The 14,363-nt window shown below is 71.7% G+C and carries 11 protein-coding genes; 7 read left to right on the forward strand and 4 right to left on the reverse strand.

What is annotated here, in order from left to right; genetic code table 11:
* Window positions 1-28 precede the first annotated feature (28 nt).
* The 3 genes from ACZ5K7_RS09900 to ACZ5K7_RS09910 form a co-directional block, all read right to left on the reverse strand.
* Window positions 29-955 carry a GNAT family N-acetyltransferase gene (locus ACZ5K7_RS09900; protein ID WP_468912274.1) on the reverse strand — a complete coding sequence of 309 codons (927 nt, stop codon included), beginning with the start codon at window positions 953-955 and terminating at the stop codon, window positions 29-31.
* A 40-nt stretch (window positions 956-995) separates the two neighbouring features.
* Complete coding sequence (locus ACZ5K7_RS09905) at window positions 996-1,601, reverse strand: GNAT family N-acetyltransferase (RefSeq protein ID WP_351711879.1); 606 nt, start codon at window positions 1,599-1,601, stop codon at window positions 996-998.
* 170 nt (window positions 1,602-1,771) lie between these two features.
* Entirely contained in the window at window positions 1,772-2,212 is a 441-nt protein-coding gene (locus tag ACZ5K7_RS09910; RefSeq protein ID WP_468912277.1) for a Zn-ribbon domain-containing OB-fold protein, read from the reverse strand.
* 213 nt (window positions 2,213-2,425) lie between these two features.
* Here ACZ5K7_RS09910 and ACZ5K7_RS09915 point away from each other — a divergent pair, with 213 nt between their 5' ends.
* From ACZ5K7_RS09915 to ACZ5K7_RS09945, 7 genes are all read left to right on the forward strand, one after another.
* Entirely contained in the window at window positions 2,426-4,060 is a 1,635-nt protein-coding gene (locus tag ACZ5K7_RS09915; protein ID WP_468912598.1) for a subtype B tannase, read from the forward strand.
* A 305-nt stretch (window positions 4,061-4,365) separates the two neighbouring features.
* The gene (locus tag ACZ5K7_RS09920; protein ID WP_468912279.1) at window positions 4,366-5,523 is read left to right on the forward strand and encodes a flavin-containing monooxygenase; all 1,158 of its coding nucleotides are present in this window, start codon (window positions 4,366-4,368) and stop codon (window positions 5,521-5,523) included.
* Window positions 5,524-5,731: 208 nt separating this feature from the next.
* Window positions 5,732-7,273, forward strand: a complete 1,542-nt coding sequence (locus tag ACZ5K7_RS09925) for a flavin monoamine oxidase family protein (RefSeq protein WP_468912280.1) — start codon at window positions 5,732-5,734, stop codon at window positions 7,271-7,273.
* Between the two features lie 118 nt (window positions 7,274-7,391).
* Entirely contained in the window at window positions 7,392-9,620 is a 2,229-nt protein-coding gene (locus ACZ5K7_RS09930) for an acetate--CoA ligase family protein (protein ID WP_468912282.1), read from the forward strand.
* Window positions 9,621-9,627: 7 nt separating this feature from the next.
* On the forward strand, window positions 9,628-10,464 hold the full coding sequence (locus ACZ5K7_RS09935) for an enoyl-CoA hydratase/isomerase family protein (RefSeq protein WP_468912284.1): 837 nt from the start codon (window positions 9,628-9,630) through the stop codon (window positions 10,462-10,464).
* Window positions 10,465-10,744: 280 nt separating this feature from the next.
* On the forward strand, window positions 10,745-11,344 hold the full coding sequence (locus tag ACZ5K7_RS09940) for a flavin reductase family protein (protein WP_468912599.1): 600 nt from the start codon (window positions 10,745-10,747) through the stop codon (window positions 11,342-11,344).
* Window positions 11,345-11,508: 164 nt separating this feature from the next.
* Complete coding sequence (locus tag ACZ5K7_RS09945) at window positions 11,509-13,035, forward strand: AAA family ATPase (protein WP_468912286.1); 1,527 nt, start codon at window positions 11,509-11,511, stop codon at window positions 13,033-13,035.
* On the opposite strand, the gene ACZ5K7_RS09950 is transcribed toward ACZ5K7_RS09945, so the two are convergent.
* Window positions 13,032-14,363: an MFS transporter gene (locus tag ACZ5K7_RS09950; RefSeq protein WP_468912288.1), complete on the reverse strand. Its 1,332-nt coding sequence runs from the start codon at window positions 14,361-14,363 to the stop codon at window positions 13,032-13,034. The genes ACZ5K7_RS09945 and ACZ5K7_RS09950 overlap by 4 nt on opposite strands.

Consider the following 14,363-nt stretch of genomic DNA (forward strand, 5'->3'; position numbering starts at 1 on the left):
CCCAGGCGCCGGCCGCCAGCCCCCGCCCCTACGCCCGCTCTTCGAAGTCGTACACCGCCCAGTCGGCCACCTGCCGGTAGCCGATGCGCTGGTAGAGCGCGTTGCTCGTCGGGTTCGCCAGGTCCGTGAAGAGGAGGACCTCGCCGACGCCCCTCGCCAGGGCCGCCCGGCTGACCTCCGCCGTCACCGCACCGGCGTAACCGCGGCCGCGCAGCTCGCGCGGGGTGTAGACGGGCGCGACCCGGGCCTGGCCGGCGACCGTCGGGGTCACACCGGCCATGGACACCGGAGTGCCGTCGGAGGTCTCCCAGAGCGTGACGCCGCCGTAGGAGAGCCGGAAGTCGGCCCAGTCCCCGGCGTCCCGGCCGCCCGGCATGCCCGCGTCGGCGACGAAGCCGCCGTACCAGCGGATCAGCAGCTCCCGGTCCGACGGCCCGGCCACCCTCGCCCGGCCCTCCGGCACCGGTGCGGGGACCGTCAACTCGTCCAGCCGGTAGAGCCGTTCCAGGTCCTGGAGCTTCCCGGGCGTCCCGGTCCGCCGTTCCCAGACCGCCACGAACGCCTCCGCCGTGGCGCGTTCCGCGGCGAATCCGGAGACCGGGTGGCCGAGGGCGAGGAGCCGGGAGGCCAGCGCCTGGCACTCCCCGGCCGTGAGGCGGGTGGTGCGCAGGGCGTACGGCGGGGTGTGCAGCAGGGCCGCGCCCACGCTGCCGTCCCTCCGGGTCAGGTAGCCGAGGAACGGGGGCTGGTCGCCGTACCCCGACGGGCCGCGGTGCCGCAATTGCTGAGTCACCGTCAGATGGATGGTGTGCAGGTCCGGGCGGGAGCCGAGGAACTCCTCGGCGTGGTCGAGGAATTCGTCCACGTCGGAGGTGAAGTGCCAGTCGGACGCGACGGTTGCTTCGGACGCGCCAGTTGCTTCGGACGCTTCGGATGTGGGTGTCTCGGAGGCCATGGTCGATGGTCGCGGTCGGCCGCCGTCCACCGCACGTGAATTAGTCCAGCGACGGCTCCGGGTCCGAGGCGAGGCGGGCGTGCAGATGGGCGTCCCGGAACGCGTTCGGCCGGCCCGCCTCGAACATCGCACCCCGCAGCGTCCCCTCGTACGGGAATCCACACGTCTGCGCTATCCGGCAGGACGCCTCGTGGCCGACGGCGTGCCCCAGCTCCAGCCGGTAGAGGCCCAGCTCGGTGAAGGTCCAGCGGGCGGCCAGGGCCAGGGCGTGGGTGGCGACCCGGCGGCCCCGCGCCTCGGGGAGCACCCAGTAGCCGACCCGGGCGGAACGGGACACCCGGTCGATCATGTTGATGCCGATGTGCCCGAGGGTCGTACCGCTCTCCGCGTCCGCGATCCGGAACGGCACGCAGCCGCCGGCGGCCGCCTGCTCCCGCTGCCTCAGCAGCGCGGTACGGGCTCCGGCGAGGTCGATGTCCGGCTGGAGCGGGGTGTTCCAGCGGAGGAAGTCCAGGTCGGTACGGCCGCACAGCCAGGCCTCGGCGTGGGGCCGCGAGTCCGGGTTCCAGTGGTCGAGGCGCAGGCCGTGACCGTGCGGGGTGACGTCGGGGCGGCGGGCGGCGGGCTGTTCGTCGGTCTGGGCCATGGGGTCATTGAAACCTCTGTGCCGGGTGACGGCCCAGCCCGTTCCGGCGCGTCCCCTGTTCCGGCCGCTCCCCGCGCTCACCGCTCCGTGCGCCGGCCGCTCCCCGTGCTCACCGCTCCGTGTGCCGGCCGCCCCCTGTTCTGGCCGCCTCCGCCCCGGCCGCTCCCTGTTCAGCGTGCCGCGGGGCGGAAGACCGGCACGCCCTCCCGGAAGGCGACCGCCAACTCCAGTCCGGCGCGCGGCTCGGGCGTGTCCACCAGCTCGGTCATCATGCGCGGACCCTCCGCCAGGTCGACCACGGCGGCGACGTACGGGACGCGGTCGCCGAAGGGCGGGAGGTCGTTGCGGTGCACGACGGACCAGGTGTAGAGGTACGCGCGGCCGGACGCGGTCTCCCAGGTGACGTCCTCGCCCCAGCAGTGCGGGCAGAACTCCCGGGGGTAGTGGTGGGCCCGGCCGCAGGAGCCGCAGCGGCGGAGCAGGAGCCTGCCCTCGGCCGCCGCCTCCCAGTAGGGGCGGGTGAAGGCGTCCGGTTCGGGGAGGTCGTACCGCCGGGCGGCCGGGCGGGCCCGGTCGGCGGCCGGCGCGGTCGGCGCACTCGTCGCATCCATGAATCTGACGTTATGTCAGATGGATGCGGGAGCCCAGAGGGTGCTGGGCAAAAGCTGTGTGATTCCCATGGGACTGTGGGTCCGCCATGAATCCCGGCAGATTGTTGACGATTTCGTCGGCACAGAATTACGTTCGCATGCGCAAGGCCAAGGAGCCCGCACACGAGAGGCAGCAAGGTGAAGCACAGGGCAGTGAAGCGCAGGACCGTGATCATGGGCATCGGCGCCACGGCCGGTGTCGCAGCAGTCGGCGGCATCGCCCTCAGCGCACAGGCGTCGAGCGACTCCTCGTCGGGCTCCTCGGGCTCCCTGACGTTCGACCCGGACGCGTACACGAAGCTGACGACGACCGTCACGGACACGGACGGCGACGACCACTCGGTGACGTACCACTTCTGGAAGGCGATCACCTATGTCGCCAACCCGGTGGACGAGACCTACCAGTCGCTCGTCGTCAGCGCCCCGGTCGAGATCGACGGCGAGACGGTCGACCCGACGAACGCGCCGATCCTGTTCGCCAACTCCGTCGGCGGGTACATGCCCTCCTCCGTGGCGGACGCCACCGGTGTCGGCGCCGGCGGCATGAGCGCCGGCGGCGGTGCCCCGAGCGGTGCGCCCACCGGCAGCGCCGCGCCCAGCGCCTCGGCCTCCACCACCTCCAACGCGAACGGCAACACCAACACCACCGGCGGCGCCACCGCCTCCAACCAGCTGCTGGCCCTGGCCGCCGGCTACGTGGTGGTCGAGCCCGGCGCCCGCGGCCGTACCCTCAAGAACTCCGACGGCGAGTACTACGGCACCGCCCCCGCCGCGATCGTCGACCTCAAGGCGGCCGTGCGGTACGTGAAGGCCAACCGCGGCCTCATCCCCGGCGACGTCGACCGGATCGTGTCGGCCGGCACCAGTGCGGGCGGCGCCCTGTCCTCACTGCTCGGCGCCTCCGGCGACAGCCCGGTCTACGACAAGTACCTCAAGGAGATCGGCGCGGCCGACGCCTCGGACGCGATCTTCGCGACCGGCGCCTGGTGCCCGATCACCGACCTGGAGCACGCCGACGGCGCCTACGAGTGGAACTGGGGCTCCAACGTCACCCAGTCCACCGGCAAGGTCGTCGACCAGACGGTCTCGAAGGACCTGCGGGCGCAGTTCGCCGAGTACCAGGCGAGCCTGAAGCTGCGCGGCCTGGACGGCTTCGGCCCGCTGACCGCCCGCAACTACGACGCGTACCTGCTCAAGCAGTACCTGGAGCCGTCCGCCACCACCTACCTCGCCGCCCTGTCGGACTCGGACCGCGAGACCTACCTGGCCGCCAACACCTTCATCACCTGGTCCGGCGGCAAGGCCGCCTTCGACTGGGACGGCTACCTCACCCACGTCGGCGCCCGCAAGAAGACCACCCCCGCCTTCGACGCCTTCGACCTGTCCGCCGGCGAAAACAATGAGTTCGGAGCGGGTACGACCGAAAGCCGCCACTTCACCGCCTACGGCGCGAAGAATGACTCCACCGGGCTCAGCACCAAGCGGGTCGCGGGCGACATCCCCGAGAAGCTGAACCTGATGAACCCGATGTACCACCTGGTGGAGAAGGTCAACGGCAAGCGCTCGAAGCACTGGTGGATCCGTCTCGGCACCAATGACACCGACACCTCGCACGTCATCTCCGCGAACCTGGCGGCCCGCCTGGACAACCTGGGCGACGACGTGAACCACCTCTACTACTGGGACCAGGGTCATGGCGCCAACACCGACCCGGGCGACTTCATCACCTGGATCGCCGAGGTGACGGGCTTCGGCAAGGGCAAGGGAAACAGCAACGACAGCAACGGCAAGAAGGGCGAGCGGGACTGAGAAACCGCCGCGGAAGTAAGAACCTCTCACAATCGAGATAGGCCCCTCACGACCGCGATAGCCTCCCTGAACGCGGTGTTCTTTTCCCGTCTGTCTAAGGACACCGCCCACCCGCGCCGTCGGGCTCCCGCGCACCGGAGCCCGGCGGCGTGGACCTTTTTCCGCCCCTTCTCTTCTGCTTCCGTTCAGATGAAGTGGGCTACGTCACAAGTTCCACTCACTTCTCCTACGGGTGTGATCAATCCGCAACCAATTCCGGTCTTGACCGAGACCCATCAACGTGGCGCGTGATTACGCTCCCGCCCATGGCCGTGTTTCCCCCCACCGTTTCGCCCGTCTACGTCATCGGCGCCGGCCCCGGAGGTCTCGCCGCCGCGTACGCGCTGCGAGCCCGGGGCATCCGCGCCGTCGTCCTGGAGAAGTCCGACGACGTCGGCTTCTCCTGGCGCCACCACTACGACCGCCTGCGTCTGCACACCACCCGCCGTCTCTCCGCGCTGCCCGGGCTGCCCATGCCGCGCCGCTTCGGCCGCTGGGTCTCCCGTGACGACGTGGTGCGCTATCTGGAGAAGTACGCCGAGCACCACGAACTGGAGATCGTCACCGGCGTCGAGGTCTCCCGCATCGAGCGCTCGCCCGACGGCGACGGCTGGCTGCTGCACGCCTCCGGCGGCCGGGAGCTGACCGGCTCCGCGGTGGTGGTCGCCACCGGCTTCAACCACACCCCGCGCATCCCGGACTGGCCCGGCCTGGCCACCTACGGCAGCCGGTTCCTGCACGCCGGCGAGTACCGGAACGCCGAGCCCTTCGCCGGGCAGGACGTCCTCGTCGTCGGCGTCGGCAACACCGGCGCCGAGATCGCCGTCGACCTGGTGGAGGGCGGCGCCTCCCGGGTACGGCTCGCGGTCCGCACGGTCCCGCACGTCGTGCGCCGTTCCACCGCCGGCTGGGCCGCCCAGTACAACTCGATCCTGGTACGACGCCTCCCGGTGTCCCTCGTCGACCGGCTGGCCCGCACGTTGGCCAAGGTCAGCGTGCCCGACCTCGCCGCCCAGGGCCTGCCCCGCCCCGGCACCGGCCTCTACAGCCGGGTCGGGCAGGGCGCCATCCCGGTCCTGGACGTCGGCCTCATCGACGCGGTGCGGGAGGGGAAGGTGGAGATCGTGGCCGCCGTCGACGGCTTCGAGGACGGCAAGGTCACCCTCGCCGACGGCACCCTCGTCTCCCCCGACACGGTGATCGCCGCGACCGGATACGTACGCGCGCTGGAGGACCTGGTCGGCCACCTCGACGTCCTCGACGACCGCGGCCACCCGGTCACCCACGGCCCCCGCACCCCGAAGAACGCCCCCGGCCTCTACTTCACCGGCTACACCAACCCCATCAGCGGCATGTTCCGGGAGATGGCGATCGACGCGCAGAAGATCGCGAAGACCGTCGCCAAGCGACACCGAGCGGCATAGGCCGACCGCCCCGGACAGCGGGGGCCGAACACCCCGGGCGGCATAGGGATCCTCAACCTCCGGACCTATGCGCCCCGTTGCTCATGTGACGGATGCGACCGGAGTTGTTTGTTACCGGCGGTAGCACTATCCGTGTGCCCGAGCCCAGAATGTGAGCCCTGCTCACCTTTCCGGCTCCACCCCCTCTCGCTCCTGACGGAGGACGCACGTGGCACTCGAAAGACAGCTCTCCCCCGCGAGGTCCCTCTCCCGCCGCTCCCTCCTCGGCGGTGCCGCCGCCGGGGCGGCCGGCCTCACCGCCGTCTCCGCCGGTACGGCCACCGCAGCCACCCCGGCCGCCTCGGCCGCCCCAGCCACCTCGGCCGCCTCCCGGACCGTCGACGTCGTGATCGTCGGCGGCGGTCTCGCCGGGCTCACCGCGGCCCGCGACCTGGTGGCCGGCGGCAGGTCGGTGGCCGTTCTGGAGGCCCGGGACCGGGTCGGCGGCCGGGTGGTGAACCTGGCGCTGGCGGGCGGCGGTCACACCGAGGGCGGCGGCGAGTTCATCGGCCCCACCCAGGACCGTATGAAGGCCCTCGCCGACTCCCTGGGCGTGGCAACCTTCGCCACCTACAACACGGGCGACAACCTCCTCTACAAGGACGGCAAGCGCACGCCCTACGACACCAGCGGCCTGCTCGGCTCGGTGCCGCCGGTCGACGCGGCCGGGCTCGCCAACGCGGCGATCGTGCAGTCCGAGCTGGACAGCATGGCGGCACAGGTGCCGGTGGGTGCGCCCTGGACCGCCGCCAAGGCCGCCGAGTGGGACAGGCAGACCTTCGAGAGCTGGCTGAACGCCCACGCGATCGTCCCGTCCGCCAAGTTCCTCCTTGACCTCGCCTGCACATCGATCTTCTCGGCCCAGCCCCGCGAACTCTCCCTCCTCTACGTCCTCTCCTACATCGCCGCCGCCGGCAACGAGTCCACCGCCGGCACCCTGGAGCGGCTCACCGACACCGCGGGCGGCGCCCAGGAGTCCCGCTTCGTCGGCGGCTCCCAGCAGGTCCCGATCAAGCTCGCCGCGACCCTCGGCGACCGGGTGGTGCTGAGCGCGCCGGTGCGGTCGATCGTCGGGTCCGGCGGCTCCTACGTCGTCACGGCGGACGGGATCACGGTCAACGCGACCCGGGTCGTGGTCGCCGTGCCGCCGCCGCTGGCCGCCCGCATCACCTACGATCCGCTGCTTCCGGCCGTCCGCGACCAGCTCACCCAGCGGATGCCGATGGGCTCGATCGGCAAGGCCATCGCCGTCTACGACACCCCCTTCTGGCGGGCCGACGGCCTCAACGGGCAGGCCGTCAGTGACTCCGGCGTGGTCCGCTCGACCTTCGACAACTCCCCGCCGGACGCCTCCTACGGGGCGCTGATGGGCTTCATCGAGGCCGACGAGATGCGGGCGTACGACGCGGCGAGCGTCGCCGACGTCAAGGCCGCCGTCCTGGCCGACTACGTCAAGTACTTCGGGAACAAGGCCGGATCTCCCACCTCCTTCGTGCTGCAGCGCTGGGACAATGAGGGCTTCTCACGGGGCGGCCCGGTGGCCTACGCGCCGCCCGGTGTGCTGACCGAGTACGGGGCCGCGCTGCGCGAGCCGGTGGGCGGGATCCACTGGGCCGGGACGGAGACCTCCACGTTCTGGACGGGCTTCATGGACGGGGCGGTGCGGTCGGGCGAGCGGGTGGCGAAGGAGGTGCTGGCCGCCCTCGGGTGAGAAGACGGGCTGCTTTCGGTCTCAACTTTGCGTGCAGACCAGTTCCTGACGCAGTGTCAGTTCAGTAATCTGACACTGCGTCAGTTAATTGTGCTGTCACACAGGAGCGGGCGGAACGATGCTTGGATCAACCCACGGCACCCTCACCACCGACTCCCGCCGGGCCCGGGTCATCGCCTGCGGTGAGCAGCGACCCGGGCCCGCCGTCCACGGCCGGACGGCCGACGCGGACGAGCAGGACGTCAGCGGACGGCCGCTGTACGCGGACGTACCGGATCTGGACAGGTTCTTCCGGCCCGAGTCCGTCGCCGTGATCGGCGCCTCGGACGCGGATGGGCGGCCCAACACCGGTATCACCCGGCAGATCCTCGACTGGGCCGAGCGGGTCGGGGCCCGGGTGCACCCGGTGCATCCGGCCCGGCCGTCGGTCTTCGGCATCGCCTGCGCTCCTTCCGTCGCCGACCTGCCCGAGCAGGTCGACCTCGCCGTACTCCTGGTCGCCGACCCCCTTCCGGTGCTCGAGGAACTGGCCGAGGCCAAGGTGAAGTTCGCCGTGGCCTTCGCCTCCGGGTTCGCCGAGACCGGCGAGGAGGGGGCGGCGGCCCAGGTCCGGCTCGCGGCCGCCGTACGCCGCTCCGGGCTGCGGCTGCTCGGCCCGAACACCAACCTGAACGCCTTCGAGCGCTTCCGGGACGACCTGGACGGACCGGCGATCGCGCTGATCACCCAGTCAGGGCACCAGGGCCGGCCCGTCTTCGCCGCCCAGGAGCTCGGCATCCGACTCTCGCACTGGGCGCCCACCGGCAACGAGGCCGACCTGGAGACCGCCGACTTCATCTCGTACTTCGCCGAGCGCCCCGAGGTCGGCGCCATCGCCTGCTATGTCGAGGGTCTCAAGGACGGCCGCGCCTTCCTGCTGGCCGCCGACCGCGCGGCCCGCCGCAAGGTGCCGGTGGTCGCCGTGAAGGTCGGCCGCACCGAGGCCGGGGCCCGCACCGCCGCCTCCCACACCGGCAAGCTGACCGGCGCGGACGACGTGATCGACGCGGCGCTGCGCCAGTACGGGGTGATCCGCGTCGACGGCCTCGACGAACTCCAGGACACCGCCGCCCTGCTGGCCCGGGCACGGCCGCCGCACGCCGACGGGGTGGTCGTCTATTCGATCTCGGGCGGCACGGGCGCGCACGTCGCCGACCTGGCGTCCGGCGCGGGGCTCCGGCTGCCGGTGCTGTCCGAGGCACGGCAGGCCGAGCTGCACCAGTGGATACCGGAGTATCTGAGCGTGGCCAACCCGGTCGACAACGGCGGTCATCCGGTGGGCGACTGGCGCGGCCGGAAGATCATCGACGCGATCCTCGCCGACCCCGAGGTCGGGGTGCTGATCTGTCCGATCACCGGCCCCTTCCCGCCGCTCAGCGACCGGCTCGTGCGGGACCTGGTCGACGCGGCCGAGGCGACCGACAAGCTGGTGTGCGTGGTGTGGGGTTCGCCGGTCGGCACCGAACCCGCCTACCGCGAGGTCCTGCTGGGCTCCTCCCGGGTGGCCACCTTCCGCACGGTCGGCAACTGCCTCACCGCCGTCCGCGCCTACCTCGACCACCACCGCTTCGTCCGCGCCTACCACTCCCCCTTCGACGAGGCCCCGCGCACGCCCTCGCCCTCGTACCGCAAGGCGCTCGCGCTGATGCGGCCGGGGCAGCAGCTGAGCGAGCACGCGGCGAAGCAGCTGCTGCGCGCGTACGGCATACGGGTGCCGCGCGAGCAGTTGGTGACCAGCGCGGCCGCCGCCGTACGCGCGGCGGGCCTGGTCGGGTACCCGGTGGTGATGAAGGCGTCCGGCGCGCAGATCGCCCACAAGACCGAGCTGGGCCTGGTGAAGATCGGGCTGACCTCCGCCAGTCAGGTCCGGGACGCCTACCGGGAGCTGACGGACATCGCCCGCTACGAGGGCGTCACCCTCGACGGTGTGCTGGTCTGCCAGATGGTCGAGCGGGGCGTGGAGATGGTGGTCGGGGTCACGCACGACGCCCTGTTCGGGCCGACGGTGACCGTGGGGCTCGGTGGGGTCCTGGTCGAGGTCCTGCACGACGCGGCCGTACGCGTGCCGCCGTTCGGCGAGGACCAGGCCCGGGACATGCTCGCCGAACTGCGTGGGCGGGCCCTGCTGGACGGGGTCCGGGGGCGGCCGCCGGCCGACCTCGAAGCGCTCGTCGAGGTGATCCTGCGCGTCCAGCGGATGGCCCTGGAACTCGGCGACCAGCTCGCCGAACTCGACATCAACCCGCTGATGGTGCTGCCCGAGGGCCAGGGCGCGGTGGCGCTGGACGCGCTGGCGGTGTGCCGCTGAGATGAACATGCCTAATTCCCCCCGTGAGCCCGCAAAGAACGACGAGCCGGAAATTTCCGTTGAGTCATTGGTACTGCACGCCACTGACAACCAGGTCGCGCAGATCACCCTCAACCGCCCCGAGGCCCTCAACGCCATCACCCCTGACCAGCGAGAACGCATCATCCACCTGCTTTCCGAAGCCTCCGCGGACCCTTCGGTACGGGCCGTGGTCGTCACCGGAACCGGCCGGGGTTTCTGCGCGGGCGCCGACCTCCGCGGCGGCGCCCCGGCCGAGCGCCTCCCCGGCGACGTGGCCCGCACCATCCGGCTCGGCGCCCAGCGTCTGGTCGCCGCCGTCCTCGACTGCGAGAAGCCGGTGATCGCGGCGGTCAACGGCACCGCCGCCGGCCTGGGCGCCCATCTCGCGCTCGCCTGCGACCTGGTCCTGGCCGCCGAATCCGCCCGTTTCATCGAGGTGTTCGTCCGCCGCGCCCTGGTCCCCGACGGCGGCGGCGCCTATCTCCTCCCCCGCCTGATCGGCCCGCACCGCGCCAAGGAGCTGATGTTCTTCGGCGACGCCCTCTCCGCCCCGGAGGCCGAGCGGCTCGGGCTGGTCAACCGGGTCGTACCGGACGAGGAGCTGGCGAAGACGGCACGCGAGTGGGCCGTCCGGCTCGCCACCGGTCCGACCCGCACCCTCGCCCTGACCAAGCAGCTGGTCAACACGTCCCTGGACAGCGACCGGGCCTCGGCCTTCGCGGCCGAGTCCGCCGCCCAGGAGATCAACATGACGACGCGGGACGCCCAGGAGGGGCTGCGGGCCTTCGTGGAACGCAGAAGCCCGGAGTTCCGGGGACGGTGAGCCCAGCCGTCGTTCCGGCCGGCCGGCGACGGCCGGCCGGCCGGACCCGATGACCGATCAGCAGCCCGGCCGCCGGCAGCCGGGCCGCCGCCAGCGCGACCGCCGCGTTCAGATCGCCGGCCGACCAGACCGGCCGCCGGTCTCCTAGCCGGTCACGAAGCTGTTCTCCGCGCCGGTCACGTGTCTCTCCCCCCCCCATGGGCGCAGCGTACGAAGCAGTCGTACGACGTCCGGCACCGACCTTCCCATCTGACGTACCGTCAGCTTCAATGAATGGATGATGGGACACGCAGGGGCGGCCGCGGCCGCTGTCCGCTACCTCAGGTCGGCCCCCTCACCGGGGCCCGTGGAGGCGTTGCCGCGCCCGGAGTTGCGATGCGTACGCGCGGACGAGCGGGCGCCGGTCGACCCGGCGGAGTTCCGGCGGGTACTGGGGAACTTCGCGACCGGGGTGACCGTTGTCACCTCACCGGCCGCCGCAGGCGAACCCTCCCCCGCCGGTTTCGCCTGCCAGTCCTTCTCCTCCCTCTCCCTCGACCCGCCCCTGATCTGCTTCATGGTCGGCCGTACGTCGGCCACCTGGCCGCGCATCGCCCGCGCGGGCGTCTTCTGCGTCAACGTCCTCGGCGCGGGCCAGGGCGAGCTGTGCCGTGCCTTCGCGGTGAGCGGCGCGGACAAGTTCGCGGGGGTCGCGTACGACACGGCCCCGGTGTCCGGCGCCCCCCGCCTGACCGGCGCCGCCGCCTGGATCGACTGCGCGATCCACGCCGTCCACACGGGCGGCGATCACCTGATCGTGGTGGGCCGGGTGGACGCGCTGGGCACGGGTGGCGATCCGCAGCAGGCACCGCTGCTGTTCCACAGAGGGCGCTTCCTTTGAAGTGCGTGCTCTCCCTCCTGAAAGAGGCAGATTCCGGCCTGCTCGCTCGGTGGCCGTGCCCCAGCGGGCACGGGCTTCCTGAACCCCTGAGCAATTAGGGATACACTCCTTAGGAGTGTGCTCCTAAGGAGTCGCCAGCGGGAGCAGGACCCCCGGGAGTGGCCATGCAGCAGCCGAGGCCGGCCAAGCCGTCGCGCGTCTTCGACCGGGGCGCCGAGTGGGACGCGCTCACGGCCTTCGCCGACCGGCCCGTACCGCACGCCACGCTCGGAGTCCTCAGCGGCAGGCGTCGCATGGGGAAGACGTATCTGCTGCGGGCGCTCGTCGAACAGTGCGGCGGGTTCTACTTCGGAGCCACCGACGCCACCGAGGCGGAGTCTCTGCGGCAGTTCAGTGCCGCCCTGGCCGAACACGCGGGCTCCCCGGTGCCCTTCTCCTTCGCCACCTGGGACGACGCCGTCACCTATCTTTTCGGGCTCGCCGCCGGCGCCCGGACACCCGGCGGTCCGACACCTGACGCTCCTTTTCTCGTGGTCATCGACGAGTTCCCGTATCTGGTGCGGGCGGCTCCGGAACTTCCCTCCCTGATCCAGCGCGCGGTCGACCGCGCCCAGGTGGAGGAGAGCCACATGCGACTGCTGCTGTGCGGCTCGGCGATGTCCGTCATGGGCGGACTGCTGGCCAGCAGTGCGCCGCTGCGGGGCCGGGCCCAGCTCGAACTCGTCGTACGGCCCTTCGGATACCGGGCAGCGGCGGATTTCTGGGGTGTCGCCACGGATCCCGCTCTGGCGGCCCGGCTGCACGCGGTCCTCGGCGGCACCCCCGCCTACCGTCGCCAGTTCCTGGCGGACGATGTCCCCGCCGACCTGGACGGCTTCGACGAATGGATCTGCCGCACTGTTCTCTCCCCGTTCAGCCCCCTCTTCCGGGAGGCCCGCTACCTGCTTGCCGAGGAGGCCGACATCCGGGACACGGCGCTGTACCACTCGGTGCTGGCCGCCGTGGCACAGGGCAACACCACGCGCGGAGGCATCGCGGGTTACATCGGCCGCAAGTCCGTCGACATCTCGCACCCGCTCAATGTCCTGGAGGACAGCCATCTCCTGGTGCGGGAGGCCGACATCTTCCGGGCCGGGAAATCCCAGTACCGCATCACCGAACCCCTGATCACCTTCTACGAGGCCGTCATGCGTCCGGCCTGGGCCCGGCTGGAAGCGGGCCAGGCCGCCGAGGTGTGGGCCCAGGCAGGACAGCGTTTCGCGGCGCAGGTGGCCGGGCCGCACTTCGAGGCGATGTGCCGTGAGTACGTCCTGGGGCCCGGGCGGACCCTGCTGAGTACCTCTCTGGGCGAGGTGGGCAGCGGCGTCGTGACCGATGCGAAGGAGCGTCGGCAGATCCAGGTCGACGTGGCCGTCGTCGAGCAGGGGTCCGGGGGAAACCGCCCGTCGGTCGCGCTGCTCGGGGAGGCGAAGTGGGGCACGGTCATGGGGGTGAACCACCTCGAACGCCTCGCACGGGCAAGGGAACTGCTCGCCGGACGCGGCCTGGACACCTCGCACTGCGGGTTGGCCTGTTTCAGTGCGGCGGGTTTCAGCGACGCGCTGCGAGCCGAGGCGGCTCGCAGCGGAGTGCTGCTGATCGGCCTGGACGAGTTGTACGGCAGGGCCGTGCCGACAGGGGTTCCGGCCTAGGCGCTCGCCGGCCGGCTGACGGCGCCGAGTCGCCCCGCCGCCGTCACCGGCCGGCGCCGGATCACCAGGGCCATCAGGGCCGCCGCCGCGCACAGCGCGCCGGAGGCGTACCAGACCATGTCGTACGTGCCGAAGGCGTCGCGGGCGACCCCGCCGAGGTAGGCGACGAGGGCCGCGCCGATCTGGTGGGAGGCGAGGACCCAGCCGAAGACGATGGCGCTGTCCTCGCCGTAGTTCTCCCGGCACAGGGCCAGGGTGGGCGGGACGGTGGCGACCCAGTCGAGGCCGTAGAAGACGATGAAGAAGATCATCGGGGGGTGGATGGCGGGGCCCAGCAGCATGGGGAGGCAGAGGAGGGAGAGGCCGCGCAGGGCGTAGTAGACGGCGAGCAGCCGACGCGGTTCGAAGCGGTCGGTGAACCAGCCGGAGGCGATCGTGCCGACGACGTCGAAGACGCCGATGACCGCGAGCAGCGAGGCCGCCGTGGTGACCGGCATGCCGTGGTCGTGGGCGGCGGGCACGAAGTGGGTCTGGACCAGGCCGTTGGTGGAGGCGCCGCAGATCGCGAAGGTGCCGGCGAGCAGCCAGAAGGGCCCGGTGCGGACGGCGGAGAGCAGCACCCCGACCGTCCGGCGCGCGGCTCCGGTGACCGGCGCCGGCTTCGGCACGAAGTCCGTCGCGCCGTACGGCTTCAGGCCCACGTCGGCCGGGTGGTCGCGCAGCAGCAGCCAGACGAAGGGGACGACCGCGAGGGCGGCGAGGGCGACCGTGACGGCGGCCGGGCGCCAGTCGTACCGCTCGACCATCCAGGACAGCAGCGGCAGGAAGATCAGCTGGCCGGAGGCGGAGCCGGCGGTGAGGATGCCGCTGACCAGGCCGCGCCGGGTGGTGAACCAGCGGTTGGTGACCGTGGCGGCGAAGGCGAGGGCCATCGAGCCGGAGCCGAGGCCCACCAGCAGGCCCCAGCACAGCATCAGTTGCCAGGCCGCCGTCATCCACACGGTCAGGCCCGAACCGACCGCGATCACGGTCAGGGCCATGGCCACCACCCGGCGGATGCCGAAACGATCCATCAGCGCGGCCGCGAACGGCGCGGTGAGCCCGTACAGCGCGAGGTTGACCGAGACGGCCGCGCCGATCGTGCCGCGCGACCAGCCGAACTCCTGGTGCAGGGGGTCGATGAGCAGACCGGGCAGGGAGCGGAAGGCGGCCGCACCGACGATCGTGACGAAGGTGACGGCGGCGACGAACCAGGCACGGTTGATACGCGGTGAGCGGGTCGGCTTCGAGTCCTCGGCGAGGGCTGCGGCTTCGCTTGTCTGGGTCAC

It is taken from the genome of Streptomyces sp. NPDC031497, assembly GCF_055580905.1.

Coding starts and splice junctions, on each gene's coding strand:
- ACZ5K7_RS09900 (WP_468912274.1), bottom strand. CDS start 955: ATGGCCTCCGAGACACCCACATCCGAAGCGTCCGAAGCAACTGGCGCG.
- ACZ5K7_RS09920 (WP_468912279.1), top strand. CDS start 4,366: ATGGCCGTGTTTCCCCCCACCGTTTCGCCCGTCTACGTCATCGGCGCC.
- ACZ5K7_RS09930 (WP_468912282.1), top strand. CDS start 7,392: ATGCTTGGATCAACCCACGGCACCCTCACCACCGACTCCCGCCGGGCC.
- ACZ5K7_RS09915 (WP_468912598.1), top strand. CDS start 2,426: ATGGGCATCGGCGCCACGGCCGGTGTCGCAGCAGTCGGCGGCATCGCC.
- ACZ5K7_RS09940 (WP_468912599.1), top strand. CDS start 10,745: ATGGGACACGCAGGGGCGGCCGCGGCCGCTGTCCGCTACCTCAGGTCG.
- ACZ5K7_RS09945 (WP_468912286.1), top strand. CDS start 11,509: ATGCAGCAGCCGAGGCCGGCCAAGCCGTCGCGCGTCTTCGACCGGGGC.
- ACZ5K7_RS09905 (WP_351711879.1), bottom strand. CDS start 1,601: ATGGCCCAGACCGACGAACAGCCCGCCGCCCGCCGCCCCGACGTCACC.
- ACZ5K7_RS09935 (WP_468912284.1), top strand. CDS start 9,628: ATGCCTAATTCCCCCCGTGAGCCCGCAAAGAACGACGAGCCGGAAATT.
- ACZ5K7_RS09910 (WP_468912277.1), bottom strand. CDS start 2,212: ATGGATGCGACGAGTGCGCCGACCGCGCCGGCCGCCGACCGGGCCCGC.